This is a genomic window from Streptomyces virginiae (assembly GCF_040638905.1).
Taxonomy (GTDB): Bacteria; Actinomycetota; Actinomycetes; order Streptomycetales; family Streptomycetaceae; genus Streptomyces; species Streptomyces virginiae_B.
Map to the genome: position 1 here is coordinate 187153 of NZ_JBEZYV010000007.1, position 24346 is coordinate 211498.

25 protein-coding genes are annotated in these 24346 nt (G+C 71.2%); 12 read left to right on the plus strand and 13 right to left on the minus strand.

Translation table 11 applies throughout. The features are described from left to right. Nucleotides 1-96 precede the first annotated feature (96 nt). From AB0F82_RS13050 to AB0F82_RS13060, 3 genes are all read left to right on the plus strand, one after another. Complete coding sequence (locus AB0F82_RS13050) at nucleotides 97-1209, plus strand: threonine synthase (RefSeq protein ID WP_356813934.1); 1113 nt, start codon at nucleotides 97-99, stop codon at nucleotides 1207-1209. A 191-nt stretch (nucleotides 1210-1400) separates the two neighbouring features. After that, nucleotides 1401-2231 carry an isocitrate lyase/PEP mutase family protein gene (locus AB0F82_RS13055; RefSeq protein ID WP_362626419.1) on the plus strand — a complete coding sequence of 277 codons (831 nt, stop codon included), beginning with the start codon at nucleotides 1401-1403 and terminating at the stop codon, nucleotides 2229-2231. Between the two features lie 44 nt (nucleotides 2232-2275). Then, nucleotides 2276-3217 (plus strand): EamA family transporter, encoded by a 942-nt coding sequence (locus AB0F82_RS13060; protein WP_362626422.1) that lies wholly within the window; start codon nucleotides 2276-2278, stop codon nucleotides 3215-3217. A 37-nt stretch (nucleotides 3218-3254) separates the two neighbouring features. Here AB0F82_RS13060 and AB0F82_RS13065 read toward each other — a convergent pair whose 3' ends face one another. The 4 genes from AB0F82_RS13065 to AB0F82_RS13080 form a co-directional block, all read right to left on the minus strand. Beyond that, on the minus strand, nucleotides 3255-3983 hold the full coding sequence (locus tag AB0F82_RS13065) for a trypsin-like serine peptidase (RefSeq protein WP_356813932.1): 729 nt from the start codon (nucleotides 3981-3983) through the stop codon (nucleotides 3255-3257). A 59-nt stretch (nucleotides 3984-4042) separates the two neighbouring features. Continuing rightward, complete coding sequence (locus AB0F82_RS13070; RefSeq protein WP_356813931.1) at nucleotides 4043-5125, minus strand: alpha/beta hydrolase; 1083 nt, start codon at nucleotides 5123-5125, stop codon at nucleotides 4043-4045. 1796 nt (nucleotides 5126-6921) lie between these two features. Next, on the minus strand, nucleotides 6922-7962 hold the full coding sequence (locus tag AB0F82_RS13075) for an alpha/beta hydrolase (protein ID WP_436842085.1): 1041 nt from the start codon (nucleotides 7960-7962) through the stop codon (nucleotides 6922-6924). 364 nt (nucleotides 7963-8326) lie between these two features. Then, nucleotides 8327-8764, minus strand: coding sequence for a MarR family winged helix-turn-helix transcriptional regulator (locus AB0F82_RS13080; RefSeq protein WP_356813930.1), 438 nt, complete (start codon nucleotides 8762-8764; stop codon nucleotides 8327-8329). 94 nt (nucleotides 8765-8858) lie between these two features. Between AB0F82_RS13080 and AB0F82_RS13085 the strand changes: the two genes are divergently transcribed. Further along, entirely contained in the window at nucleotides 8859-9938 is a 1080-nt protein-coding gene (locus tag AB0F82_RS13085) for an SMP-30/gluconolactonase/LRE family protein (protein ID WP_362626426.1), read from the plus strand. A gap of 20 nt (nucleotides 9939-9958) precedes the next feature. Here AB0F82_RS13085 and AB0F82_RS13090 read toward each other — a convergent pair whose 3' ends face one another. From AB0F82_RS13090 to AB0F82_RS13100, 3 genes are read right to left on the minus strand one after another with little or no spacing between them, the layout of a single operon-like run. Continuing rightward, nucleotides 9959-10516 carry a hypothetical protein gene (locus tag AB0F82_RS13090; protein ID WP_362626429.1) on the minus strand — a complete coding sequence of 186 codons (558 nt, stop codon included), beginning with the start codon at nucleotides 10514-10516 and terminating at the stop codon, nucleotides 9959-9961. Next, complete coding sequence (locus tag AB0F82_RS13095; RefSeq protein WP_356813927.1) at nucleotides 10513-10905, minus strand: PadR family transcriptional regulator; 393 nt, start codon at nucleotides 10903-10905, stop codon at nucleotides 10513-10515. Before AB0F82_RS13095 ends, AB0F82_RS13090 begins: the two co-directional genes overlap by 4 nt. 60 nt (nucleotides 10906-10965) lie before the next feature. After that, complete coding sequence (locus AB0F82_RS13100) at nucleotides 10966-11574, minus strand: HdeD family acid-resistance protein (protein WP_362626432.1); 609 nt, start codon at nucleotides 11572-11574, stop codon at nucleotides 10966-10968. Nucleotides 11575-11958: 384 nt separating this feature from the next. On the opposite strand from AB0F82_RS13100, the gene AB0F82_RS13105 reads away from it, so the two are divergent. Beyond that, nucleotides 11959-12540, plus strand: a complete 582-nt coding sequence (locus AB0F82_RS13105) for a Uma2 family endonuclease (RefSeq protein ID WP_362626435.1) — start codon at nucleotides 11959-11961, stop codon at nucleotides 12538-12540. Nucleotides 12541-12649: 109 nt separating this feature from the next. Here AB0F82_RS13105 and ychF read toward each other — a convergent pair whose 3' ends face one another. Continuing rightward, a complete protein-coding gene (gene ychF, locus AB0F82_RS13110) occupies nucleotides 12650-13738 on the minus strand; it encodes a redox-regulated ATPase YchF (RefSeq protein WP_356813918.1) in 1089 nt (362 codons plus the stop codon). Between the two features lie 257 nt (nucleotides 13739-13995). Between ychF and AB0F82_RS13115 the strand changes: the two genes are divergently transcribed. After that, nucleotides 13996-14385, plus strand: coding sequence for a DUF6542 domain-containing protein (locus AB0F82_RS13115; RefSeq protein ID WP_356813917.1), 390 nt, complete (start codon nucleotides 13996-13998; stop codon nucleotides 14383-14385). Nucleotides 14386-14400: 15 nt separating this feature from the next. Here AB0F82_RS13115 and ppgK read toward each other — a convergent pair whose 3' ends face one another. Continuing rightward, nucleotides 14401-15138: a polyphosphate--glucose phosphotransferase gene (ppgK, locus tag AB0F82_RS13120; protein ID WP_356813916.1), complete on the minus strand. Its 738-nt coding sequence runs from the start codon at nucleotides 15136-15138 to the stop codon at nucleotides 14401-14403. 21 nt (nucleotides 15139-15159) lie between these two features. Further along, nucleotides 15160-16164, minus strand: a complete 1005-nt coding sequence (locus tag AB0F82_RS13125) for a 4-hydroxy-3-methylbut-2-enyl diphosphate reductase (protein WP_362626440.1) — start codon at nucleotides 16162-16164, stop codon at nucleotides 15160-15162. Between the two features lie 95 nt (nucleotides 16165-16259). Here AB0F82_RS13125 and AB0F82_RS13130 point away from each other — a divergent pair, with 95 nt between their 5' ends. The 4 genes from AB0F82_RS13130 to AB0F82_RS13145 all read left to right on the plus strand — a co-directional run bounded on the left by AB0F82_RS13130 (nucleotide 16260) and on the right by AB0F82_RS13145 (nucleotide 18741). After that, nucleotides 16260-16454: a hypothetical protein gene (locus AB0F82_RS13130; protein ID WP_356813955.1), complete on the plus strand. Its 195-nt coding sequence runs from the start codon at nucleotides 16260-16262 to the stop codon at nucleotides 16452-16454. A gap of 33 nt (nucleotides 16455-16487) precedes the next feature. Continuing rightward, complete coding sequence (gene xseA / locus AB0F82_RS13135) at nucleotides 16488-17780, plus strand: exodeoxyribonuclease VII large subunit (RefSeq protein WP_362626443.1); 1293 nt, start codon at nucleotides 16488-16490, stop codon at nucleotides 17778-17780. A 54-nt stretch (nucleotides 17781-17834) separates the two neighbouring features. Further along, nucleotides 17835-18053 carry an exodeoxyribonuclease VII small subunit gene (locus tag AB0F82_RS13140; protein ID WP_030029069.1) on the plus strand — a complete coding sequence of 73 codons (219 nt, stop codon included), beginning with the start codon at nucleotides 17835-17837 and terminating at the stop codon, nucleotides 18051-18053. A gap of 97 nt (nucleotides 18054-18150) precedes the next feature. Further along, on the plus strand, nucleotides 18151-18741 hold the full coding sequence (locus tag AB0F82_RS13145; RefSeq protein ID WP_356813912.1) for a malonic semialdehyde reductase: 591 nt from the start codon (nucleotides 18151-18153) through the stop codon (nucleotides 18739-18741). Between the two features lie 530 nt (nucleotides 18742-19271). Here AB0F82_RS13145 and AB0F82_RS13150 read toward each other — a convergent pair. Further along, nucleotides 19272-19790: a DUF4245 domain-containing protein gene (locus AB0F82_RS13150; RefSeq protein WP_234308684.1), complete on the minus strand. Its 519-nt coding sequence runs from the start codon at nucleotides 19788-19790 to the stop codon at nucleotides 19272-19274. A gap of 249 nt (nucleotides 19791-20039) precedes the next feature. On the opposite strand from AB0F82_RS13150, the gene glpX reads away from it, so the two are divergent. After that, complete coding sequence (gene glpX / locus AB0F82_RS13155; RefSeq protein WP_030029065.1) at nucleotides 20040-21071, plus strand: class II fructose-bisphosphatase; 1032 nt, start codon at nucleotides 20040-20042, stop codon at nucleotides 21069-21071. 175 nt (nucleotides 21072-21246) lie between these two features. Here glpX and AB0F82_RS13160 read toward each other — a convergent pair whose 3' ends face one another. Together AB0F82_RS13160 and AB0F82_RS13165 are read right to left on the minus strand one after the other, a co-directional pair. Further along, a complete protein-coding gene (locus AB0F82_RS13160) occupies nucleotides 21247-21657 on the minus strand; it encodes a WhiB family transcriptional regulator (protein WP_436842081.1) in 411 nt (136 codons plus the stop codon). 154 nt (nucleotides 21658-21811) lie between these two features. Then, nucleotides 21812-22480, minus strand: coding sequence for a DUF1707 SHOCT-like domain-containing protein (locus tag AB0F82_RS13165; RefSeq protein ID WP_362626449.1), 669 nt, complete (start codon nucleotides 22478-22480; stop codon nucleotides 21812-21814). 147 nt (nucleotides 22481-22627) lie between these two features. Between AB0F82_RS13165 and AB0F82_RS13170 the strand changes: the two genes are divergently transcribed. Next, nucleotides 22628-24295, plus strand: coding sequence for a fumarate hydratase (locus AB0F82_RS13170; RefSeq protein ID WP_362626452.1), 1668 nt, complete (start codon nucleotides 22628-22630; stop codon nucleotides 24293-24295). Nucleotides 24296-24346 lie beyond the last annotated feature (51 nt).

Genomic DNA, 24346 nt, shown 5'->3' on the forward strand with positions numbered 1-24346 from the left:
AAGGTTGACCCACCCCCGGCGCGACCCTGTGGAGGACGACGAACGCGTAACATCCGTGCCATACGACGGCCATGCCCGAGCAAAGGCGCTCCGCACATGACGCACGCACCCCCCGGTTACGTCTGCTCCGAGGACGGTACACGCGCGGACGTCCGGACCGCGCCTTGGGGGTGCCCTCTGTGCGGAGGTCCCTGGGACCTCGATTTCACGCCGGACCCGGACGCGGCGCTCGAACCGTCCGCCGGACCGAATTCCCTGTGGCGGTACGGGCCGGTGCTGCCGCTACCGGGGGCGTTCTCCGTCTCCCTGGCGGAGGGTCACACTCCGCTGATCCCGCTGGGGGAGCGGATCCACGCCAAGCTCGACTACCTGATGCCGACGCTGTCCTTCAAGGACCGGGGCGCCGTGATGCTCGTCGAGCTCGCCCGGCGGCTGGCGCCGCAGCGCGTCGTGGCGGACAGCAGCGGCAACGCGGGGACGTCGGTGGCGGCGTACTGCGCACGGGCCGGACTCGACTGCGAAATCTTCGTACCCGAGGGGACGTCGGAGAAGAAGACCGAACAGATGCGGGCGCACGGGGCGGTCGTCCGCGTGATCCCGGGCGGCCGCGAGGCCGCGGCGCTGGCCGCCCGCAAGCAGGCGGACGCCCCCGGGGTCTTCTACGCCAGCCACGTGTTCAACCCGTACTTCCTGCACGGGACGAAGACCTACGTGTACGAGGTGTGGGAGGAGATGGGGCGGCGGCTGCCGGAGGCGCTGGTGGTGCCGGTCGGCAACGGCACCCTGCTGCTCGGTGCCGCGCTGGCGACGCAGGAACTCGCCCGGCGCGGGGTACGGCCCCCCGCCCTGATCGCGGTCCAGTCGGAGGCGGTGGCCCCGCTGGCGGAGGCGTTCGCGGCGGGCGCGGAGGATGCCGCTCCGGTGGAACAGCGGCCGACCCTGGCCGAGGGGATCGCGATCCCCGCGCCACCGCGCGCCCGCCAGATCCTGGCCGCGGTCCGGGCGTCGGGCGGCACCTTCGTGACGGTCCCGGACGCCCGCCTGCGCGAGGCCCAGCGCGACCTGGCCCGACGCGGCCTCTTCGTCGAACCGACGGCCGCGGCCTGCTGGGCGGCGGTCTCCCCCACCTCCCCGACCGACCCCTTGCAGGGCCGCACGGCAGTGATCCCGCTCTGCGGCGCGGGCGCGAAGACGGGCCTGGCCCCGTAGTTCCCTTCAGCCCCGCCGCACCCTCCAGCCCCGCCGGCGTTTGAGGCGCGGGGGCTCGGGGGCAGCGCCCCCGCAACGGTGCCGCACCGGCGACACACCGCCGGGAGGCGGACGGCAAGGCCCGCGCCGCGTCAACGCCGAGGTCGGAAATCCGCGAGCCCCCGCCCCACCCCGTCTGCTCAACTGACCCCATGAACACCCGCACCCGCACCCAGACCGGCCTCGCCGCCAAGGCCACCGCCTTCACCGCGCTGCACACCCCCTCCGCCCCCCTCGCCCTCGCGAACGCCTGGGACGTCGCCAGCGCCCGCATCGTGGAGGCGACCGGCGCCCCCGCCGTCGCCACCACCAGCGCAGGCGCCGCCTGGTCCCTCGGCTCCCCCGACGGCGACGCCCTCGCCCGCGACCGCGCCCTCGACCTGATCGCCCGCGTGAGCGCCGCCGTGTCCGTTCCGGTCACCGCCGACATCGAGGGCGGCTTCGGCGCCGACCCGGCCGCCGTCGGCGAGACCGTCGCCGGTGTCATCGCCGCCGGCGCGGTCGGTATCAACATCGAGGACGGCACCCGCGACCCCGCCGAACAGGCCGAGCGCCTGGCCGCCGCCCGCGCCGCCGCCGACTCCGCGGGGGTCCCGCTCTACATCAACGCCCGCGTCGACACCTACCTCAAGGGCCTGGGCGAGCCCTCCGCCCGCCTCGACGAGACGCTCGCCCGCGCCACCGCCTACCTCCGGGCCGGAGCCAGCGGCGTCTTCGTGCCCGGCGTCCTCGACCCGGCCACCGTGGCCGAGCTGGCCAAGGGCATCGACGCCCCCCTCAACATCCTCCTCGGCCCCGACGCCCCGACCGTCGCCGCCTGCGGCGCGCTCGGCGTCTCCCGCGTCAGCCTCGGCTCCTGGGTGGCCGAGGCCGCGTACGCCGTGGTCCGCCGCGCCGCCGAGGAGCTGGCCACCGGCGGGACGTACGGGGCGCTCGCGCACTCGCTCCCGTACGGCGAGTTGAACGACCTGCTCAAGGGCTGAGAAACCCAGATGTCTGCATGGGCCAACGACCATAGGATCCGGGCATGAGCACCTCAACCCCCGTGGACGGCAAGCCCACGGTCACCCCGCACGCCAAGATCACCGGCGCGGTCTGGACCGCACTGGCCGTCGTCTACGTCGTGTGGGGCTCGACCTACCTCGGCATCCGGATCGTCGTCGAGACGATGCCGCCCTTCCTCTCCGCCGGAGCCCGATTCATCACCGCCGGAGTACTGCTGGCCGCCGTGGTCGCCTGGCGCTACGGGACGGCCGCACTCCGGGCCACCCGCGCGCAGCTCGGCTCGGCGGTCCTGGTCGGCCTGCTGCTGATCCTCGGCGGCAACGGCCTGGTCGTGCTCGCCGAGACCTCCGTGCCGTCCGGGCTGGCGGCGCTACTGGTGGCTGCGGTGCCCATGTGGGTGGTGGTGCTGCGCACTGCCACCGGCGACCGGCCACCGGCCCGCACCCTGGCCGGGGTCCTCGTCGGCCTCGCCGGTCTGGCGGTACTGACCAGTCCCGGGCTCAGCGGCGCCGTACGGCTGTCGGGGGTGCTCCTGGTGGTGGTGGCTTCGGTGCTGTGGTCGCTGGGCTCCTTCTCCGCCTCGAAGCTGTCGCTGCCGGGCAACCCCTTCACGGGCAGCGCCTACCAGATGCTCGCCGGCGGGATCGCGGGCGTGGTCGTCGGCCTGCTGCGCGGCGAACACCGCGGTCTGGACCCGGCGGCCTTCTCCACCGCCTCCTGGCTGGCCCTGGGCTACCTGGTCCTCTTCGGCTCGCTCGTCGCCTTCACCGCCTACGTGTGGCTCCTGCAGGCCGCGCCGCTGTCCCTGGTGGCCACGTACGCGTACGTCAATCCGGTCGTCGCCGTCGCGCTCGGCTGGCTCATCCTCGACGAGGCCCTGACCTGGCCGATCGTCGTCGGCGGCGCGGTGGTCGTGGCCGCGGTGGTCGTGATCGTCAGCACGGAGCGCAGGAAGAAGCAGTAGCAGCACCGGGCAGGCGGGGGGCGGGGAACCAGGGCGCTCAGCCCCGCGCGGCCCGCTCGTACAGCGCCTTCGCACGCTCGTCGAACAGCGCGGCCGTGGAGTCCACGTCGGTGTCCCCGCCGCTCAGCACCCCGATGAGGTGCCCGGCGGGGTCCGGCCCGCCCCGGTCGGCGATCCAGGGGCTGCCGCTGGTGCCCGTCCAGAAGCCCGCGCAGCTCATGTAGAGCATGTCGGGGTCCTCCTCGTCGTGGCGGGTCTGCGTGGTGCAGGAGACGGGCCTGTTCTGCGGGTTGTGCTCGGACTCCGGGTAGCCGACGACGGTGACGTCCCGTTCGTAGCCGGAGGTCCATTCGGGCCTGGGGGCCTCGGCTCGGCCGCCGACGGCCTCCTGGACGCTGCGCCCGTCCTCGTCCGGCGCGATGGTGAGGAAGGCGAAGTCGGCGGTGTCCTCGCCCCACTTGGCCCAGCGGTCGTCGACGTGGATCGCCTTGACCTTCCACACGCCCAGGGGCTGGGTGCCGTCGCCCTCGCCGGAGAACGCCGGAGCGAAGGAGAGCTCGCCGATGGCCAGGCCGTCGTGGGCGACCTCACCGGGCTGCCCGTCCTCGCCGGCGGGGGCGACGCAGTGCGCGGCGGTGGCGACGACGTTGCCCTTCGGGCTGTCGACGACGCTCGCCGTGCACCAGTGCTCGCCACCCGCCATGAGTACTCCGACGGTGGGGAAGGGGAGCACCGGCCGGTCGCCGGGGGCCTTCATGAAGGCCATGGCGCACACCGCCGCGATGCCAGCGGCGACAGCCGCCGATGCCCCCTTCACCACCGTGCTCATCTCACGCCGGGAGCGGGTGTCGGTCCCTTCATCACCTTGCTGATCCACTCCAGGGAGCCCTCCCTCATGCCGCGCACGTACGACTTTCCGTTGTGCTCACCATCCTGGATCACCTGGAGCGAGGTGTGCACGGGGCCCTTGCCGTACTCCTTCATGAACTTCTCGGCCTGCTCGCGGCCGGTCTCCTTGGTCCCGATCTGGAAGTTGACGTAGACGTCGGGACCGCCGGCGTCGATCAGCTTCGCGGCGAGCTTCTCGGGGTTGTTCTCGTCCATGGCCTGCGTGTTCCCGTTCCAGAGCGGGGAGTCGGGGACGATGTCGGTCCCGCTGGCGATGACCGCCTTGAACCGGTCGGGGTACTTCAGGAGCTGCTTGAAGCCGTTGAATCCGCCGGCCGACGAGCCCATGAAGGCCCACCCGTCGCGGGAGGTGAAGGTCCGGAAATTGGCCTTGGCGAAATCGGGGACGTCATCGGCCATCCAGGTGCCCATCTTGGGCTGGCCGGGGATGTCCGATCCGTCGAAGTGGTGCTTGGTGTCCGCGTTGGTCACCGGCATGATCAGGATGAAGGGCAGGCTCTTGCCCGACTTGGCGCCGTCACTGACCGCCTGCTGGAGGCCGAGGCCGGGCCCCGTGCCCCAGTAGTTCGTGGGGTAGCCGCGGCCGCCGGGCAGGGCGATCAGGACCGGGAAGCCGCTCTGGGCGTACTTCGGGTCGTCGTACTCCTTCGGCACCCACACCCACACGTCGCCCGTGAAGCCGGACTTCTTGCCGGTGAGGGTGGTCTTGCCGATCTGCGTGCCGTCGGGCAGGCGGCTGGTCCGGACGAACGAGGCCGCCGGGCCGGTGGGCATGAGCACCTCGGGCAGGGCCTCGGAGGCGGTGACCGTCTTCTCTTGGACCTTGCCGAAGGCAACCGGATCCCCTATGTCCGAGAAGAGGCCGAATTTGTACGCTGCCGCGCCGCCCCCGGCGAGGGCGAGCGCGAGACCGCCGCTGATCAGAAGCAGGCGCAGGCGGTGGGGGCGACGGCGGCCCGCGGTCATGGGGCTGCCGTCGCCTTGCTGGTCATGCTGCACGGTTGTTGTCCCGTTCCTTCTCCGGCGCTCACCTCGGAGCGCGGGCCGGACCGATCGGTCCCCCTTACACCCTTTACAGAGGTATGAACGACGGCGCGGGTTGCCTGGGACGGGAGTGACGTGGCGAGCACCACGCGGGGGGCGGGGGCGGCGCGGCGGCGGGGGGCGTCGGGGGGGCGTCGGGGGGGGGAGACGCCGGAGCGGGAACGGAGGGCGGGGCGGCGGCGGGGGGCGGGAGACGCTCGAACGGAATCGAAAGAGCGGGGGCGGCTTCGGGAGGTCGGGAGCCGCTCGGTCGGTGTCAGCGATGTCCTGGGGGTTTCCCGTCAGTCCCATCGTCTCTCCGTGTCGGGCCGGTCCCTCAAGGGCGCTCCCTGCGGTCGCGTCACTGCGTGATGGCCTTCGGCCACCCTTGACCGACCGTCCCGCCACGGAAATCCGAAAGACTGCCGGGAAGCCCCCAGAGGAACGGGCCGGTACCAGTTTTCAGGGACGGGGCGTCGGATGCGTCCGGGCGGAGCCCGGTGCGCGTCAAATCGCTACGCGCTCCTGCCGGACGGCGTCCGCAAGCCCCTTGTGGCTGGGCATAAGCCGCCACCAATCGCTACGCACTCCTGCGAGACGGCGCCTGCGAGCCCCTTGGGCTGGGCATAAGCCGCCACCAATCGCTACGCGCTCCTGACAGACGGCGCCTGCGAGCCCTTTGGGCTGGTCATAGGCGCGACAGATCGCTACGCGCCCCTGCGACACGGCGTCAGCGCGCCCTTTGGGCTGGACATAGGCCGCCTCAGATCGCCGCCCGCTTCTCGATCAGGCGTCTGCGATCCGTCTGGGGCTGGTCGCGGGCCGCAGAAACCTTCCTCCGCTCTTCACCAACGGCGTCCGGCCCACTGCGGGGGGGGTGGAAAAGCGTCAGATGACGGCTGGAGCGATGCCAATCCATGTCTGGGCGGGTGTGTGCCTCAGGAGTCGTCAATTCGCCCCAATTGCCCCTGTCTGTACCGGCGGGTGGAATCTTGTCGTGGTCTTGACGGGGGTTGGGTTCGGCTGAGCCGATGGATCGCCCCTCCGCCCCTCGATATCGCCCCTATCAGCCCCAGATGAGGGCCGGACGCCGTCATCGAGAAGCGCGTAGCGATCGATGGCGGCCTATGCCCAACCCAAGGGGCTCGCAGCCGCCGTCTCGCAGGAGCGCGTAGCGATTTGGGGCGGCTTATGCCCAGCCCAAGGGGCTCGCAGGCGCCGTCCGTCAGGAGCGCGTAGCGATTGGTGGCGGCTTATGCCCAGCCCACGGGGCTCGCAGGCGCCGTCCGGCAGGAGCGCGTAGCGATTGGATGCGCACCGGGCTCTGCCCGGACGCATCCGACGCCCCGTCCCTGAAAACTGGTCCCGGCCCGTTCCTCTGGGGGCTTCCCGGCAGTCTTTCGGATTTCCGTGGCGGGACGGTCGGTCAAGGGTGGAGCGCAGCGACATCGCGAAGCGACGCGAGGAACGAGCGCCCTTGACGGGCCGGCCCGACACGGAGAGACGATGGGACTGACGGGAAACCCCCAGGACATCCCTGATCCCGCTCCAGCGGCTCCCGACCTCCCGAAGCCTCCCCTCGCCCTTCCTGCTCCGCCCCCGCGGCTCCCGCCCCCGCGAAGCCCCCGCGCCTCCTCCGTCGCGCGGAACCCGCCCCCCGAAGCCCCCGCCCCACTCCCCTCCCCCGCCTGCCCGCCGCACGCCCGCCTGGCCGCACGCCCGCACGCCCGCCCGCCCCACCACGCGCGGCAGGCCAGGCTCTCGGGTCCAGATCAGCCTTCCTCCGGCTTAGGTGCCTTCAGGACCTTGCTGACCCATTCCAGGGAGCCTTCCTTCATGCCCCGGACGTAGTGCCAGCCGTTGTGCTCGCCGTTCTGGATGTCGCGGATGGTGGTCTTGACCGGGCCCTTGCCGTACTGCTGCTGGAACTTCACCATTCGGTCCTTGCCGGACTCCTTGGTGCCGACCTGGAAGTTGATGTAGACCTCGGGGCCCTTGGTGTCGATCAGCTTCTGAGCGAGCTTCTCCGGGTTGTTCGCGTCCATCTCCGCCTGGTGGCCCTTCCACAGCGGCGAGTCGGGGACGATCTCGCCGCCGGAGGCGATGACGGCCTTGAACTTGTCCGGGTGCTGGAGGACCGTCTTCATGCCGACGAACGCGCCCGAGGAGGAGCCCATGAAGGCCCACCCGTCACGGGACTTGTAGGTACGGAAGTTGGCCTTGGCGAACGCCGGGACGTCCTCGGCGATCCACGTGCCCATCTTGGCCTGGCCGGGGATGTCGGAGCCGTCGTAGTAGTACTTCGCGTCCGGGTTGAGCACCGGCATGATCACGATGTAGGGGAGGCTGGTGCCGGCCTTGACGCCCTCGTTGATGGCCTTCTGGAGCCCGAGGCTGGTGTCCGCCCAGTAGTTGTTGGGGAAGCCGTTGCCGCCGGGGAGCGCGATGAGCACCGGGAAGCCGCTCTTCGCGTACTTCGGGTCGTCGTACTGCTTGGGGGCCCACACCCACACGTCGCCCTCGAAGCCGGACTTCGCGCCCGCGAGGCGGGTCTTCGCGATGATCGTGCCGTCGTCCAGCTTGGCGGTCTGCTTGAAGTCCGACTTCGGGCCGGTCGGCATGAGCACGTCCGGGTCGCCCGAGGGCTTGGCCTCGGCGCTCGGCGTGCCCGCGTCGGACGCGCCTGCGGCCGGGGACTGCGGCGGGTTCTTGCCGAAGGTCACTGCTTCGCCGTTGCCCGAGAACCAGTCGAGCTTCCAGGCGGCGAACCCGCCGCCGCCGAGGAGGAGCGCGAGGGCGACCACGGCGCTGATCCATATTCGGCGCCGGGACCGCTCAGGCTGCCGGAGCTCGGTGTCGTGCTGGTACCCGGCCGCGGTGGGCGGCTCACCGTACGGCGGCCGGCCCGGGTAGGGCGAGGGCGTCTCGTACGACTGGTGCTGCTGGTCCTGCTGCTGGTGCTGCTGGCCGCCATGCCCCTGGGGCGGGTAGTCCTGGTACGACTGCTGGTCGTCAGGCCGCGGGCGCTGCGGGTACTGGTGCACGAACTTCGCTCCGAACGGTCTTGCTGCCCCCGAGGGCAGAGCGGCTGGTCTCCCCTAAGTCCTGATGAGCAAACCACCCGCACAGTTCCAAATTCGAGCAAAAAAACATCGTTGATCCGTGCGGGCGGAGAGATCACCGCTCGGCGTCGAGCACCTCCGCGCAGCGCCCGAGCAGCGCGATGAACAGTTCCCGCTCCTCCTCGGTGAACGCGGCGGCGAGGGCGCGCTCCACCCGTACGGCGCCCGTGTCCGCGAGTTCCATGGCCGCCCGGCCCTCTTCGGTGAGCCGGGTCTCCAGCACGTTGCGGTGCCACTCGTGCGGGGTCCGCTCGATGAGCCCGCGCTCCTGGAGGTTCTTCAGCACGGTGTTCATGGTCGGCGGCGTCACCCCGCACAGGCGCGCGAGCGCGGCGGCCGAGATGCCGGGCTTCTCGGCGAGCCAGAGCAGGGCGGCGTACTGCGGAACCGTTACTGCGGCGGGCTTGCAGGCCGCGTTCTTCGCCGCGAGGAGTGCCTGCTCGGCGCGCTTGATGTGAGAGCCGATGCGCTCCTCGGGGGCCATGGAGGTCATTCCGGCATCCTACGGCCCGGCCCTTGCAAGCATTAGAGCTCTAACATACATTCATCCTCACATGATCAGTAGAGGACATCGAACGGGGCAGGCGATGACGCAGAAGACGAAGAGGGCCGCAGCGGAGAGCGCCGCAGTGGAGAAGGGCGCACCGAAGAAGGGCGCGGTGGCCATCGCCCTCAGGAGGAGGTCCGCCCTGGTGGCGGCCTCGCTGGCCGGGGCCCTCGCACTCGGCGCGGCGGCGCCGGCTCCGGCCCTGGCCCGGCCGCAGACGGCGTCCGGTGATGCCCGGATATCCACCGCCTTCGCCCTGCCCGGCGCGAAGGTCTATCCGGAGGGCATAGCCGCGGACCCCCGCACGCACACCGTCTACGTGGGCTCGTACGCGGACGGCGCGGTCTACCGGGCCCGGCCCGGCCGGCACGAGGCCGAGGTGTTCCTGCCCTCGGGAACCGACGGCCGCCGTACGGCCAACGGCCTGCGGGTCGACGCCCGCGGCCGGCTGTGGGTCACGGACTCCACGAAAGGCGTGGCCGTCTACGACACCGCGACCGGGCGTCGGCTGGCCCACTTCGAGGTGGCGGGGACCTCGGCGCGCTTCGTGAACGACCTGGCCCTCACCCCGGACGGCACCGCGTACCTGACGGACAGCAGCCGAGGCGTGATCTACCGCGTGACCCCGCGGCAACTGGCCGCCGGCAGCGGCATCCTGACCGAGGCCTACGACCTCACCCCGGCCCTGCGCCCCCGCCCGTCCGGCACCTTCAGCCTCAACGGCATCACCTCCGACCGCGCGGGCCGCTACCTCCTGACCGTCGACATGACGGCGGGCGACCTCTACCGCGTCGACCTGCGGACCGGCGACGTACGCCGGGTCGCCCTCACCGGCGGCGACCTGAAGGCCGCCGACGGTCTCGACCTCGCCCCGGACGGCACCCTGCGCGTGGCGCACAACGCCACCAACACGCTGACCCGCTGGCAGGTCGGTGCGGACGGCACCCACGCCAGGCTGACCCGTACGATCACGGACCCGTCGCTGCAGATCCCCACGACCCTCGCGCGCGTACCCGGACGCACCCTCGTGGTCCGCTCCCAGTTCGACAAGGGAGGCCCCATGGACCCCGGCACGGGCACCCCGACCACGTTCACGGTGGCCTCGGTGCGCGGCTTCTGAGCGGGCCGCGGACGGCACCGTCAGGCGGCGCCGTTCCTCCTGGCCCGTACGTCGGCGACGGCGTAGGGCAGCCCGGGCAGCAGCAGGAGCGCGGCAGCCCACAGCGGCACGGTGAACACGGGGGCGTCACCGGCGAGCCGGTGGGTGAGGATGGCCGCGGGCAGGGCCACGCAGAGGCCGATCCCCCAGCTACCGAGCATGCCAAGGCTCCCGCGGCGCAGCTCCCAGACGACCGTGGCCGCCCCGAGGACGGACCAGAAGGCGATGTTGCCGGGGGCTACGGCCGACTCGGTGGTCCAGCGGGTCAGGCAGGTCAGCAGCAGGAGGCAGCCGAGCACGAAGGCGCCCAGGCACAGCATGCGCAGCACGCGGCGCGGCAACGGGGAACGGGCCCGCGCCCATGCGGCGGCGAAGGTGCGCACGTCGGGGCCGACGACGTCCTGCCCGGTGCGGCCGGCCGCCTCGGCGTCCTCCAGGTGCGCGGAGAGCTCGTCGAGCATCTCCCGCACGGACGCGTCGTCGATCCCGCGGTACTCCCAGTTGCTGCGGCAGGCCGCGAGTATCTGCGCGTTCGTCATGCTGTGTTCTCCCCCGTGGATGGCGTGGGCGTGGTGGTGGCGGCGGTCAGGATCCGGCCCACCGGTCCGGTGAAGGCCTGCCAGTCGGCGCGGCCCCGGCCGAGTTCGGCGTCCCCCGCCTCGGTCAGCCGGTAGTACTTGCGGGGGGCGCCGCCGCTCGGGGACGGGGCGCGGTACGAGGAGATGAGCCCCGCCCGCTCCATCCGGGCGAGCAGCGGATAGATGCTGCCGTCGCTGACGAGCTCCAGCCCGCCGGCGGCGAGCGCCTCGGCGAACTCGAATCCGTACCGGGGCCGTTCGGCGATCAGGGACAGCAGACACAGGTCGAGCACCCCGCGCAGGAGCTGGCTGCGCCGTTGGTCACCGGTCGCCGGCGGCTCCTTTGTCATGCGGCACAAGATACTCGCGCACTACCTTGCACCACAAGACAATGGACGGGCGCCCGCCGCCTACCTGGGCGCGGTCATGCGACGGGTGGCAGAACGCATGACGAGGGCCATCACCACTTCGAACACGCCGAGCAGGACGAGCCACAGGCCCAGCAGCCGCGTCAGGGCGACCGCGGAGTCCACCGGGAAGCAGAGCACGACGATTCCGGCGACGGTGCCGAGAGCGCCCAGGCCGAAGAGCAGCCCGCGGTGGACGAGGAGCCGGTCGGCGATCGCGACGTACGCCGTGAGCACGCCGGTGATCAGCCAGAACACTCCGACGATCAAGGACAGCGCGCCGATGGTCTGCATCGGGTGGCGCAGTACGAGGACGCCCGCCAGGAAGGCCAGTACCGCGACCAGCACGCTCGCCAGCCGGCTGCCGCCGGCGTCGTTGCTGTGCGAAAAGGCCGATACGAAGCGGAACCCGCCCGCAACCAGGAACTGCAGCCCGATGATCACGGCCAGGATGTGCAGGGTCTCGTCGGGCCAGACGAGCACGAGGATCCCCGGGATCAGGGTCGCGAGGGCGACACCGAGCGCCCAGTGCCATGAACTCCCGAGCTTGTTGAGCGTGTCCTCGGGATCATGCTGCGCGCGCTGCGGCGGCGCGTCGGGCCGTACGGACATCACGCCTCCCGAACCCACCCGGAGTACCTTTACACCCATTTTATGCCGATCCACCCCACCCCGCGGCCCCACACCGCTCGCCCGCTACGCCTCGCCGGGGCCTGCTCCGAGCTGTGCCGTCCAAGCCGCCGCCTTCTCTGTGAGGGCGTCGGCCGGGACAACTGCTCTCGCCTGCCGACGGTTGTAGACGGAAGCCCGAAACGCGGCCGTCGTCGCTGAGACGGGAGCCGCCACGCAGGTGACCACCATGGCCACCTGGACCGATGAGTCACTCATGGCCGAACGCTGGGCGCGTGGCCGGTCGTGGCACGGCAAGTTGCCGAAAACCACCGGATCGGGTTCGTTGGCTCTCCGGCTTGAGCCGCGGGCCGCTACCGTGAAGCCATGACCGCACTGCCCGACTGGATGCGCCCGCCGCGCGCGGAAGGCTGGTTCGCGGAGGACCTCGACCGCCTCCCCGAGGCGCCCCGCCACACCGAGCTGATCGACGGAGCCCTCGTCTTCATGATGTCGCCCCAGAGGTGGTGGCACGGCCACCTCGTCACCATGCTCACGGTCGCACTCATGGAGCAGGTCCCCGCTGACACCCGAGTCGGCCGCGAGATGACCATCAAGCTCGACCCGCGCAACCGTCCCGAACCGGACCTGCTGGTGACGACGGCCGACTTCGACGGCGACCGCACCTGGTTCGCACCGGAGGAGGTCCGACTCGTCATCGAGGTCGTCTCCCCCGAGTCCGCCCATCGCGATCGCACAGTCAAGCTCCGCAAGTACGCGGAAGCCGGCATCCCGCACTACTGGTGCATCGAGGACGAGGACGGGGTGCCCGTCGTCCACGCCTACGAACTCGACGAACCCACCGGCGCCTACGCGCCCGCCGGGATCTTCCGGGGCACCCTCCAGCGCCCGGTGCCCTTCGAGATCAGCCTGGACCTCGACAAGCTCACACCGCCGCGCAGCAGCTGAAGCGTCAGCGCCAAGTCGGCACGGGAATGCGGAAGGGGTCGGACTCACCGAGTCCGACCCCTTCTGACTGCACGTTGACGAAATCATTCAACGTGCGGCAACGCGATGACTACACGTTGAAGCGGAACTCGACCACGTCGCCGTCCTGCATGACGTAGTCCTTGCCCTCCATGCGGGCCTTGCCCTTGGCGCGGGCTTCGGCCACCGAGCCGCAGTCGACCAGGTCGGCGAAGGAGATGACCTCGGCCTTGATGAAGCCGCGCTGGAAGTCGGTGTGGATCACGCCGGCCGCCTCCGGGGCCGTCGCGCCCTGCTTGATGGTCCAGGCGCGCGTTTCCTTCGGGCCGGCCGTCAGGTAGGTCTGCAGGCCCAGCGTGGCGAAGCCGACGCGGCCGAGGGTGGCCAGGCCCGGCTCTTCCTGGCCGACCGACTGGAGGAGCTCCAGGGCCTCCTCGTCGTCCAGCTCGGCGAGGTCCGCCTCCAGCTTGGCGTTGAGGAAGATCGCCTCGGCCGGGGCGACGAGCGCGCTCTGCTCCGCCTTGAAGGCGTCGTCCGTCAGCTCGTCCTCGTCGACGTTGAAGACGTAGAGGAACGGCTTGGTGGTGAGCAGGTGGAGCTCGTGCAGGAGGTCACCCTGCTCCGTGCCCTTCGTGATGCCCTTCGAGAAGAGGGTCTCGCCGCCTTCCAGGATCTTCTGGGCGGACTCGACGGCGGCGAGGACCGCGATCTTGTCCTTCTGGAGGCGGGACTCCTTCGTCAGGCGCGGGACGGCCTTCTCGATGGACTGGAGGTCGGCGAGGATCAGCTCGGTGTTGATCGTCTCGATGTCGTCCTTCGGCGAGACCTTGCCGTCGACGTGGACGACGTTCTCGTCCTTGAAGGCGCGGATGACCTGGCAGATGGCGTCCGACTCGCGGATGTTCGCGAGGAACTTGTTGCCGAGGCCCTCGCCCTCCGACGCGCCGCGCACGATGCCCGCGATGTCGACGAAGTCGACCGTCGCCGGGAGGACCCGCTGCGAGCCGAAGATGCCCGCGAGGACGGCCAGGCGCGCGTCCGGGACGCCGACGACGCCGACGTTCGGCTCGATGGTGGCGAACGGGTAGTTGGCCGCCAGCACGTCGTTCTTGGTCAGGGCGTTGAACAGGGTCGACTTGCCGACATTCGGCAGGCCGACGATTCCGATCGTGAGCGACACGTTGGCGACTTCCCGTAGCTGGAGGGGCGGCGGCCCGGGGGTGGGCCACCGGACAGTTTACTTTCCGATGAGTGGGGGTGGATGTACGCGTGTCCGGGCCCGGATCCGGCCGCCGTCCCGCCTAGTTTGGTGGGGTGGAGCAATACAGGACGCGACCGGCGCCTCACCCGCAGCGACCCCCGGCCCAGCGCAGGGGCCCGCGGCCCGCGGGCGTGCCCGCGCAGGGCGGCGCCCCGCGGCCGGCGCCCGTGCGCCGGATGCCCCGCCCCCGGCTGACGGGCCTGGGCGGCGGGCTGTTCGCGTGCACCGCGATGGTGCTCGTCGCCGGCATCTGCTGGCTGCTCTTCAGCTCCTCGCTCTTCGTCTACGGGCTGCTCTTCCCGCCCGTCGCGGCCGCCACCGCGCTCTGGGTGCGGCCGGCGGACCTGATCACCGCGCCGATCGGCGTCCCCATCGCCTTCGCCGCCGGAGTGTGGCCCATCTCGGGCGGCTCCGGCGGCTTCGGCGGTCAGCTGATGGGGCTGGTCTCCGCGCTGTCCCTGCACGCGGGCTGGCTGTACGCGGGCACGCTCGTCGCCGCGCTCATCGCACTGGTGCGCAAGGCCGTGCTCATCGGCCGGCGCCGCCTCCCCCGCCGGGTCGCTTGACCACGGACAGGCGGGTCACCCCTTCGCCGCCATCGCCGCTCCGACGATGCCCGCGTTGTTCTGCAGCCTGGCCGGGACGATCTCGGCCCGGACGCCTTCGATCAGGGGCAGGAACTTCTCCGGCTTGCGGCTGACGCCGCCGCCGATGATGAACAGGTCCGGGGAGAACAGCATCTCCACGTGCTGCATGTACCTGCTGAGCCGGTTCGCCCAGCGCTCCCAGGTGAGGTCCCCGTCCTCCTTGGCCTTCACCGACGCCCGCGTCTCCGCGTCGTGGCCCTTCAGCTCCAGGTGGCCCAGCTCCGTGTTCGGGACCAGCCGTCCGTCCGTGAAGAGCGCGCTCCCGATGCCCGTGCCCAGCGTGAGCAGGAGGACCGTGCCGCCCCGCCCGCGTCCGGCTCCGTAGGTCATCTCCGCGACGCCCGCCGCGTCCGCGTCGTTCAGCACCGTCACCGGCCGGCCGCCGAGGCCGCGCGAGAGCAGCGCCGCCGTGTCCACGCCGATCCAGGACTTGTCCATGTTGGCCGCCGTGCGGGTGACCCCGCCCGTGACCACGCCCGGGAAGGTCACGCCGACCGGGCCGTCCCAGTCGAAGTGGCGCACCACCTCGACGACACAGCCGGCCACCCCGTCGGGGGTGGCCGGCTGTGGTGTCAGTACTTTGTGGCGCTCCTGCGCCAGGTCGCCTCGCTCCAGGTCCACGGGAGCGCCCTTGATCCCTGATCCGCCGATGTCCACGCCGAAGATCTGCATGGACATACGGTACGAAACGAGTTACTTGTCGGCGACCAGTTCCGCAGCCTCGGTGCGCAGGTCGCGGCGGAGCTCCTTGGGCAGGGAGAAGGTGATGGACTCCTCCGCCGTCTTGACGATCTCCACGTCCGCGTAGCCGCGCGCGGCCAGCCACTCCAGGACCTCCTCGACCAGGACCTCCGGCACCGAGGCGCCCGAGGTGAGGCCGACGGTGGTGACGCCCTCCAGCCAGGCCTCGTCGATCTCGCTCGCGAAGTCGACGAGGTGCGCGGCCTTGGCGCCGGCGTCCTTCGCGACCTCGACCAGCCGGATCGAGTTCGAGGAGTTCTTCGAGCCGACGACGATGACCAGGTCGGAGTCCGCGCCCATCACCTTGACGGCGGCCTGCCGGTTCGAGGTGGCGTAGCAGATGTCGTCGCTCGGCGGCGAGACGAGCAGCGGGAACTTCGTCTTCAGCGCGTCGACCGTCTCCATGGTCTCGTCGACCGACAGCGTGGTCTGCGAGAGCCAGACGACCTTGGACTCGTCGCGGACGGTGACCTTGTCCACGTCGTGCGGGCCGTCGACGATGGTGATGTGGTCGGGGGCCTCGCCCGAGGTGCCGATGACCTCCTCGTGGCCCTCGTGGCCGATGAGGAGGATGTCGAAGTCCTCGTTCGCGTACCGGATGGCTTCCTTGTGGACCTTGGTGACCAGCGGGCAGGTCGCGTCGATCGTCGCGAGCCTGCCGCGCGCCGCCTCCTCGTGGACGACCGGGGCGACGCCGTGGGCGGAGAACATCACGATGTTGCCCTCGGGCACCTCCTCCGTCCGCTCGACGAAGATGGCGCCCTTCTTCTCCAGGGTCTGGACGACGTACTTGTTGTGCACGATCTCGTGGCGGACGTACACCGGCGCCCCGTACTGCTCGAGGGCTTTCTCGACGGCGATCACGGCTCGGTCCACGCCCGCGCAGTAGCCGCGGGGCGCGGCGAGCAGGACACGGCGGGAAGCGGGAGCAGGGGCGGGAGCAGTCATGTGCTCCATCGTACGGGGGTCTCCAGCAGGCCGGACGTCGCCCGTCCGGCACAGACTGACCGGGAGGCCCCGTGAGAACGTCCCACCCGTCACCCTGAGGAATGATGGCGTCCGCGACGGATTCCAGCAGGGCCCCGGCGCCCGCGGCACTGCGGCGGAGCCTCGGCTTCCGGGATCTGGTCGTCTACGGGCTGCTGTTCATTGCCCCCATGGCCGGGGCAACGGCCGCGGCGTCCGACACTTCCGACACTTCCGACACCGGAACCGACACCGGCACCGACACCGGCGGCAGAGCCTGAGACGCTGTCAGCGGCTCCGGATAGCCTGCGCACATGGGTCTGAATACGTCGGCCGAGGCGCCGCTGCCGGTGGGCCAGGTGTCCCGGCTCATCGGGGGCTGGATCGAGCGCCTCGGGCAGGTGTGGGTGGAGGGGCAGATCACGCAGCTCTCGCGGCGGCCGGGGGCGGGGGTGGTCTTCCTGACGCTGCGCGATCCCTCGCACGACATCTCGGTCAGCGTGACCTGCTTCCGCCAGGTCTACGACGAGGTCGCGGACGTCGTCTCGGAGGGCGCGCGGGTCGTCCTGCTGGCCAAGCCCGAGTGGTACGCCCCGCGCGGGCAGCTGTCCCTGCGGGCGACGGAGATACGGCCGGTCGGCATCGGGGAGCTCCTGGCCCGGCTGGAGCGGCTCAAGCGCTCGCTGGCCTCCGAAGGGCTCTTCGCGCCGGAGCGCAAGAAACCGCTGCCCTTCCTGCCGCAGCTGATCGGGCTGGTGGTCGGGCGGGCCTCGGCGGCCGAGCGCGACGTCCTGGAAAACGCCCGGCGCCGCTGGCCGGCGGTCCGCTTCGAGGTGCGCAACGTCGCCGTCCAGGGCGTGCACGCCGTGCCGCAGGTGGTCCGGGCCGTCAAGGAGCTCGACGCCTTGGACGAGGTCGACGTGATCATCGTGGCGCGCGGCGGCGGCAGCGTGGAGGACCTGCTGCCCTTCTCCGACGAGGAGGTCGTACGCGCCGTCGCGACGGCCCGTACCCCGGTGGTCTCGGCGATCGGCCACGAGCCGGACTCGCCGCTCCTGGACCTGGTCGCGGACCTGCGGGCGTCCACGCCCACGGACGCGGCCAAGAAGGTGGTCCCGGACGTCGGCGAGGAGCTGGAGCGCGTACGCCAGTTGCAGGGCCGGGGGCTGCGTGCGGTGAGCTCGCTGCTCGACCGGGAGGAGCGGGGGCTCGCGCACGCCCTGGCCCGGCCGGTGTTCGTTCACCCGCAGCGCATGGTGGAAATGCGGGAGGACGATCTGGACGCGCTGCTGGCGCGCAGCAGGCGCACGCTGGGGCACCTGCTGGACCGGGCGGACTCGGAGCTGGCCCACACGCTGGCCAGGGTGGTGGCGCTGTCGCCGGCCGCGACGCTGGAGCGCGGGTACGCCGTACTGCAGCGGGCGGACGGACACGTGGTGCGCTCGCCGCAGGAGGTGTCGGCCCGGGAGGTGCTGCGCGCCAGGGTTGCGGCGGGCACCTTCACCGTGGAGGTCGCCCCGGCAGAGGCCCCGGACGGGACCGCGGACAGGACCCCGGACGGGGCCCCGGAGGGATCGGCCGCCGGCGAGGCGGTCGCTTCGGAGTAACGGCACACTGCCGCAATCACGTGGTCGCACTACACACATAGGGTGGAAAAGGGAATGACAGAGGCCGAGACGGCGCTGGGTTACGAGCAGGCCCGCGACGAACTCATCGAAGTGGTCCGCAAGCTCGAAGCCGGGGGAACCTCGCTGGAGGAGTCCCTCGCGCTCTGGGAGCGCGGCGAGGAGCTGGCGAAGGTCTGCCGGCACTGGCTGGAGGGGGCCCGGGCCCGGCTGGACTCGGCGCTGGCGGCGCGCGAGGCCGCCGGGGAGGAGTGATCCGGGTCACGGCCACACCGATTTAGTTGAAAATTCATCTACTTCGGCCGTAGAGTCGTGGCCATCGCTTCACCTCCGTATGGAAGAAGGCTTTCCGATGTCTCTCGTACTTGACTCCGCCGCGCAGGACCTGCTGTTCCGCGAGGCCCGCACCGCCAACTCGTTCTCCGACGAGCCGGTGACCGAGGAGCAGGTCCAGGCGATTTACGACCTGGTGAAGTACGGCCCCACCGCTTTCAACGGCACGCCGCTGCGCATCACGCTGGTCCGCTCCGCCGAGGCCCGTGAGCGCCTCGTGCAGCACCTGGCCGAGGGCAACCAGGCCAAGACCCTCGCCGCGCCGCTGGTAGCGATCCTCTCCGCGGACAACGAGTTCCACGAGGAGCTGCCGCGCCTGCTCCCGCACTTCCCCCAGGCCAAGGACCTCTTCTTCGCCGAGCGCCCGGCCCGCGAGCAGTCCTCGCTGGTCAACGCCTCGCTGCAGGCCGCGTACTTCATCCTGGGCGTCCGCGCCGCCGGCCTGGCCGCGGGTCCGATGACCGGCGCCGACTTCGCGGGCATCCAGAAGGAGTTCCTGGACGACGACCACACGCCGATCATGGTCGTCAACATCGGCAAGCCGGGCGAGGACGCGTGGTTCCCGCGCTCCCCGCGCCTGTCGATCGACGAGGTCATCACCACCGTCTGAGCACGGCCGCGGCCCCGTGGCCGCAGCACGCGAGAAGGGCCGTGCGCCCCGGGATCCCGGGGCGCACGGCCCTTCGCCGTGACTGCCGCGCACTGCCGCCGCCACCGCGCGTCGTCGGCGGGAACACCCGTCGCGCCTGTTGCCCGCCCTGATGGGTTTCTTCGCCCGGGTCGGCGGCACCGAGCAGCCGCGGGTCCGGCGGGCCGGCGGGCGCGGCGGCCTTCGCCGTCCTCGCGGTGGTCGTTTGCGTCTGCACGCTGCGGCTGCCGACCCGGGGCGGGCGGCGACCGGTTCCCGATCCGGCAGCAGGCCGGAGCCGCTCCGCCCTACGCCCTGATCGCAGTGGTCGGCGCCTTCCCGAGCTCGCCGAGCCGTTCGGGCTGCGGCCCATCCGGGGCGAGGCGCTGATGCTGATCGGCCTGATCCGCCTGGGGCCCCGCCCTGGTCTGGCCGCTCATGGCCGGCGAGGGCCGGACCGCCGAGGGCTGAGAGGCCCGAGACCGCACACCGGTCCCTCGGCCCTACCGGCCTTACCGGCCCTGCTTGAACTCCAGCGCCGCAGCCAGCGTCCCGAGCTGCTCGAAGGAGGCCGTGCCCGTCACCACCGTGACGTGGCCCTGCTCCCGCCGGACGAGGGCGTCGTACTTCTCGCCCTCCCAGCGCTCCCATGCCGCGTCGCCGACCTGCTGCGTCTGCCCCGAGGCCGTGGCGTTCCTGGTGACCCGTTCGAGGTACTTCACGGAGGTGTCGCTGGACTGCTCGACCGCCGCGTACTGCTGCTCCGGGTCGAGGAAGCCCAGGTGCCAGGCGTCGGCCTTCTTGCGCTCGTACGTCACCGAGGTCGCCCGCCACTGCTCCGGAAGGCCCACCGGGGCCGCCACCGGATACGGGGCCGCGCGCCGGGCCGTGAGGGTCTCCACCCGGTAGTCGACCGTGCGCGTGGGATCGGCCTTGTCGTCATGCGGGACGAAGACGTAGATCCCGGCGACGACGACACCGATCACCGCCAGCGACCGGACCATGTCCCAGACCGTCTGCTTGCCTTTCATACCTGCCACGGCACCATCGTCCCGCATCACCGGGCGGCGATCACCGCCGGGGTCGCGCGGGCGCGCCGCACGGCGCACCCTTGAGTCGCCCGCCGAGTCCGCGCACGGGCGCGCAAGGCGTCCGCTCAGGACAATCGAATGACCGATATTCCGCTCATACGTGACCCGCCCTGCTCAATATGTCGACGTACCGATAGAGTTCCAGCACCCTCACTTCCCGGCCGTCGCCGTACAGAAAGGTGCGCTCCGATGACCGAGCACAACCTGCCGCCCCAGCTCGAAGTCTCCCCGGAGGCCCCTGACCGCAACCTCGCGCTCGAACTCGTACGGGTCACCGAGGCGGCCGCCATGGCCGCCGGCCGGTGGGTCGGCCGCGGCGACAAGATCGGCGCGGACGGCGCCGCGGTCAACGCGATGAGGACCCTGATCTCCACCGTCTCGATGAACGGCGTCGTCGTCATCGGCGAGGGCGAGAAGGACGAAGCCCCGATGCTCTTCAACGGGGAGCAGGTCGGCGACGGCACCGGTGCCGAGGTCGACATCGCCGTCGACCCGATCGACGGCACCACCCTGAACGCCAAGGGCATGCCGAACGCCATCGCCGTCCTGGCGGCCGCCGACCGCGGCACGATGTTCGACCCGTCCGCCGTGTTCTACATGGACAAGCTGGTCACCGGCCCCGAGGCCGCCGACTTCGTCGACATCAACGCCCCGGTCTCGGTGAACATCCGCCGGGTCGCCAAGGCGAAGGGCATGGCCGCCGAGGACGTCACGGTCGTCATCCTGGACCGCCCGCGCCACGAGGGCATCGTCCGGGAGATCCGCGAGACCGGCGCGCGCATCAAGTTCATCTCCGACGGCGACGTGGCCGGATCCATCATGGCCGCCCGCGAGGGCACCGGCGTGGACCTGCTCCTGGGCATCGGCGGCACTCCCGAGGGCATCATCTCGGCCTGCGCGATCAAGTGCCTGGGCGGTGTGATCCAGGGCAAGCTGTGGCCGAAGGACGACGCCGAGCGCCAGAAGGCACTCGACGCCGGCCACGACCTCGACCGGGTGCTCACCACCACCGACCTGGTCTCGGGCGACAACGTCTTCTTCGTCGCCACCGGCATCACCGACGGCGAGCTGCTGCGCGGCGTGCACTACCGCTCCGAGACGGCGACGACGTCCTCGCTGGTCATGCGCTCCAAGTCGGGCACCATCCGCAAGATCGACTCCACGCACCGGCTGTCGAAGCTGCGCGCGTACAGCGCGATCGACTTCGACCGCGCCCAGTAGAGGGCGGGGGCACAACGCGAGAGGGGCGGTCACCCTGTGCGGGGGTGACCGCCCCTCTCGCGTGTCCGCGTACGAGGCGTGGGAGACGCACCGGGACGTGCGTGGCATGCGTACGTCCGTGGGGCGTGTGACGTGCGACGCGGACCAGGACCTGCCCGCCGGGGCGGCAGCCGGCTCAGCCCGCCGCGGCTATGGGCCCCGCGCCGGGGGCCTGCCGCAGCTCGGCGGACCTGCGCCGCATCCGCGCCAGCACCACGCGGCGCTCGGCCGCGGTGAGCCCGCCCCAGACCCCGTACGGCTCGGGCTGCAGCAGTGCGTGTTCGCGGCAGGCGACCATCACCGGGCAGCGGGCGCAGACGCGCTTGGCGGCCTCCTCGCGGGAGAGCCGGGCGGCCGTCGGCTCCTTGGACGGCGCGAAGAACAGCCCCGCCTCGTCGCGGCGGCACACCGCCTCCGCGTGCCATGGGCCGTCTTCCGCCGCCCTGGCCGGCACCCGCGGGCTCGGCACGGCCGAAGGGCGTGCCCCAGGACCCTGAAGGCTCTTCACGGCGGCTACCTGCAGGGACTGATGCGGCGGAAGCGGCACGGTCTACTCCTGACGACGTATACGTGAGCGAGAGACGACGCACCTGTCCCTACCCGCTGTACGCGCCCCTATGCACTGTGTGCCACGGGGCGCCCGGGGTTCGTCCGAAACGAGACCCTCCGCCTCCGGATGCGCTGCCGCCGCGTTTCAGCCGTCAGCCGTCGAGGTTCTTGCGGAGCTTGCGCGCCAGGTCGACCAGGCGGGCGCCCAGCTTGGGCCGCGCCTCGATGTTGCCGAGCAGGGAGAAACCCCGGACGATCACCACCGGCGCCTGCGGGTCCGTCTCCCCGCGGCTCTCGCCGCGCACCTCGAAGTTGCCGAGGACCCCGCTGCCGTAGCCGCGCAGGGTGACGTTCTCGGGGACCAGTACCTCCACGTTGCCGAGCACGCAGGTCACGTTGATCTCGGTGACCTGCTGCTCGAAGACCGCCTGGGTGAGGTCGATGGTGATGTCGCCCATGACCGAGACCGCACGGGTGTGCGCGCCCGGCCTCCAGCGGCCCTTGCGGCTGGAGCTGCTGCACACGGCGACGATGGTCTCGGCGGCCGCACCGGCGGCCCCCGCGTACGAGGACGCGGCTGGGGCCGGGGCATGGGCGCCGCCGGGCGCGGGCAGATCCCGTACGAGCACTTCCAGCTCGCCGACCGTCTTGACGGCGTACAGCGTGTCCAGGCGCTCGGAGTGCTCCTCCGCGGTCAGCCTGCCTTCGGCGACGGCGTCGCCGAGGATCTGCGCGATCCGGTCCCGGTCGGCGTCGGAGGCGCGCAGCCCGGCGTGGGCGGGGGCGGCGGGGGGCTTTTCCAGGTGCTTTTCCAGGTCCACGACGCCAGCATAGCGAGACACGATAGATCGCGATACTACCGAGTGAGCCTTACCTCACAGACACACGCCGGGCGGGAGGTCCTACGCTGGTGGACTGCGCTGCCAAATTGGTCGTCAGTGCTGTCTGCCGAGTGAGGAATGGCCCCAATGCCGGAGTTCGCGTACACCGACCTGCTGCCCCTGGGCGAGGACACCACCCCCTACCGGCTGGTGACCGCCGAGGGCGTGTCCACCTTCGAGGCGGACGGCCGTACGTTCCTCAAGGTCGAGCCGGAGGCGCTGCGCAAGCTCGCCGAGGAGGCCATCCACGACATCCAGCACTTCCTGCGTCCCGCGCACCTCGCGCAGCTGCGCCGCATCATCGACGACCCCGAGGCCTCCTCGAACGACAAGTTCGTGGCCCTGGACCTGCTGAAGAACGCGAACATCGCGGCGGCCGGCGTCCTGCCGATGTGCCAGGACACGGGTACGGCGATCGTCATGGGCAAGCGCGGCCAGAACGTGCTCACCGAGGGCGGTGACGAGGCGGCCCTCTCCCGCGGCATCTACGACGCGTACACCCGCCTCAACCTGCGCTACTCGCAGATGGCGCCGATCACCATGTGGGAGGAGAAGAACACCGGCTCGAACCTGCCGGCGCAGATCGAGCTGTACGCGACCGACGGCGGCGCGTACAAGTTCCTCTTCATGGCCAAGGGCGGCGGCTCCGCCAACAAGTCCTTCCTCTACCAGGAGACCAAGGCGGTCCTCAACGAGGCCTCCATGATGAAGTTCCTGGAGGAGAAGATCCGCTCGCTGGGTACGGCGGCCTGCCCGCCCTACCACCTGGCGATCGTCGTCGGCGGCACCTCCGCCGAGCACGCGCTCAAGACCGCGAAGTACGCCTCCGCCCACTACCTGGACGAGCTGCCGCGCGAGGGCTCGCCCCTGGGCCACGGCTTCCGTGACGAGGCGCTGGAGCAGCAGGTCTTCGAGCTGACGCAGAAGATCGGCATCGGCGCCCAGTTCGGCGGCAAGTACTTCTGCCACGACGTCCGCGTCGTGCGCCTGCCCCGCCACGGTGCCTCCCTGCCCGTCGCGATCGCCGTGTCCTGCTCGGCGGACCGCCAGGCCACCGCGAAGATCACCGCCGAGGGCGTCTTCCTGGAGCAGCTGGAGCGCGACCCGGCCCGCTTCCTGCCCGACACCACGGACGAGCACCTGTCCGAGTCCTCGGACGTCGTCTCCATCGACCTGAACCAGCCGATGGACGACATCCTGGCGACCCTGACCGAGCACCCGGTCAAGACCCGCCTGTCGCTGACCGGCCCGCTGGTCGTGGCGCGCGACATCGCGCACGCCAAGATCAAGGAACTGCTGGACTCGGGCGCCGAGATGCCGCAGTACCTGAAGGACCACCCGGTCTACTACGCCGGCCCCGCGAAGACCCCCGAGGGCTACGCGTCGGGCTCCTTCGGCCCGACCACGGCCGGCCGCATGGACTCCTACGTCGAGCAGTTCCAGGCCGCGGGCGGCTCCAAGGTCATGCTGGCCAAGGGCAACCGCTCCCAGCAGGTGACGGACGCGTGCGCCGCGCACGGCGGCTTCTACCTCGGCTCGATCGGCGGCCCGGCGGCCCGCCTGGCGCAGGACTGCATCAAGAAGGTCGAGGTCCTGGAGTACGAGGAACTCGGCATGGAGGCGGTCTGGAAGATCGAGGTCGAGGACTTCCCGGCCTTCATCGTCGTGGACGACAAGGGCAACGACTTCTTCACCTCGCGTGAACCCGAGCAGCCGACCTTCACCAGCATCCCGGTGCGCGGCCCGGGGCTGTAGTCCTCAGCCCGTTCCGAGGGGCGCTCTGCCGAACGGCAGAGCGCCCCTCGG

Excerpts from the sequence above, each read along its gene's own strand:
- AB0F82_RS13050 (WP_356813934.1), top strand. The coding sequence starts at position 97 with ATGACGCACGCACCCCCCGGTTACGTCTGCTCCGAGGACGGTACACGC.
- AB0F82_RS13055 (WP_362626419.1), top strand. The coding sequence starts at position 1,401 with ATGAACACCCGCACCCGCACCCAGACCGGCCTCGCCGCCAAGGCCACC.
- AB0F82_RS13060 (WP_362626422.1), top strand. The coding sequence starts at position 2,276 with ATGAGCACCTCAACCCCCGTGGACGGCAAGCCCACGGTCACCCCGCAC.
- AB0F82_RS13065 (WP_356813932.1), bottom strand. The coding sequence starts at position 3,983 with ATGGCCTTCATGAAGGCCCCCGGCGACCGGCCGGTGCTCCCCTTCCCC.
- AB0F82_RS13080 (WP_356813930.1), bottom strand. The coding sequence starts at position 8,764 with ATGACCTCCATGGCCCCCGAGGAGCGCATCGGCTCTCACATCAAGCGC.
- AB0F82_RS13085 (WP_362626426.1), top strand. The coding sequence starts at position 8,859 with ATGACGCAGAAGACGAAGAGGGCCGCAGCGGAGAGCGCCGCAGTGGAG.
- AB0F82_RS13090 (WP_362626429.1), bottom strand. The coding sequence starts at position 10,516 with ATGACGAACGCGCAGATACTCGCGGCCTGCCGCAGCAACTGGGAGTAC.
- AB0F82_RS13095 (WP_356813927.1), bottom strand. The coding sequence starts at position 10,905 with ATGACAAAGGAGCCGCCGGCGACCGGTGACCAACGGCGCAGCCAGCTC.
- AB0F82_RS13100 (WP_362626432.1), bottom strand. The coding sequence starts at position 11,574 with ATGTCCGTACGGCCCGACGCGCCGCCGCAGCGCGCGCAGCATGATCCC.
- AB0F82_RS13105 (WP_362626435.1), top strand. The coding sequence starts at position 11,959 with ATGACCGCACTGCCCGACTGGATGCGCCCGCCGCGCGCGGAAGGCTGG.
- AB0F82_RS13115 (WP_356813917.1), top strand. The coding sequence starts at position 13,996 with ATGCCCCGCCCCCGGCTGACGGGCCTGGGCGGCGGGCTGTTCGCGTGC.
- ppgK (WP_356813916.1), bottom strand. The coding sequence starts at position 15,138 with ATGCAGATCTTCGGCGTGGACATCGGCGGATCAGGGATCAAGGGCGCT.
- AB0F82_RS13125 (WP_362626440.1), bottom strand. The coding sequence starts at position 16,164 with ATGGAGCACATGACTGCTCCCGCCCCTGCTCCCGCTTCCCGCCGTGTC.
- AB0F82_RS13130 (WP_356813955.1), top strand. The coding sequence starts at position 16,260 with ATGGCGTCCGCGACGGATTCCAGCAGGGCCCCGGCGCCCGCGGCACTG.
- xseA (WP_362626443.1), top strand. The coding sequence starts at position 16,488 with ATGGGTCTGAATACGTCGGCCGAGGCGCCGCTGCCGGTGGGCCAGGTG.
- AB0F82_RS13140 (WP_030029069.1), top strand. The coding sequence starts at position 17,835 with ATGACAGAGGCCGAGACGGCGCTGGGTTACGAGCAGGCCCGCGACGAA.
- AB0F82_RS13145 (WP_356813912.1), top strand. The coding sequence starts at position 18,151 with ATGTCTCTCGTACTTGACTCCGCCGCGCAGGACCTGCTGTTCCGCGAG.
- AB0F82_RS13150 (WP_234308684.1), bottom strand. The coding sequence starts at position 19,790 with ATGAAAGGCAAGCAGACGGTCTGGGACATGGTCCGGTCGCTGGCGGTG.
- glpX (WP_030029065.1), top strand. The coding sequence starts at position 20,040 with ATGACCGAGCACAACCTGCCGCCCCAGCTCGAAGTCTCCCCGGAGGCC.
- AB0F82_RS13170 (WP_362626452.1), top strand. The coding sequence starts at position 22,628 with ATGCCGGAGTTCGCGTACACCGACCTGCTGCCCCTGGGCGAGGACACC.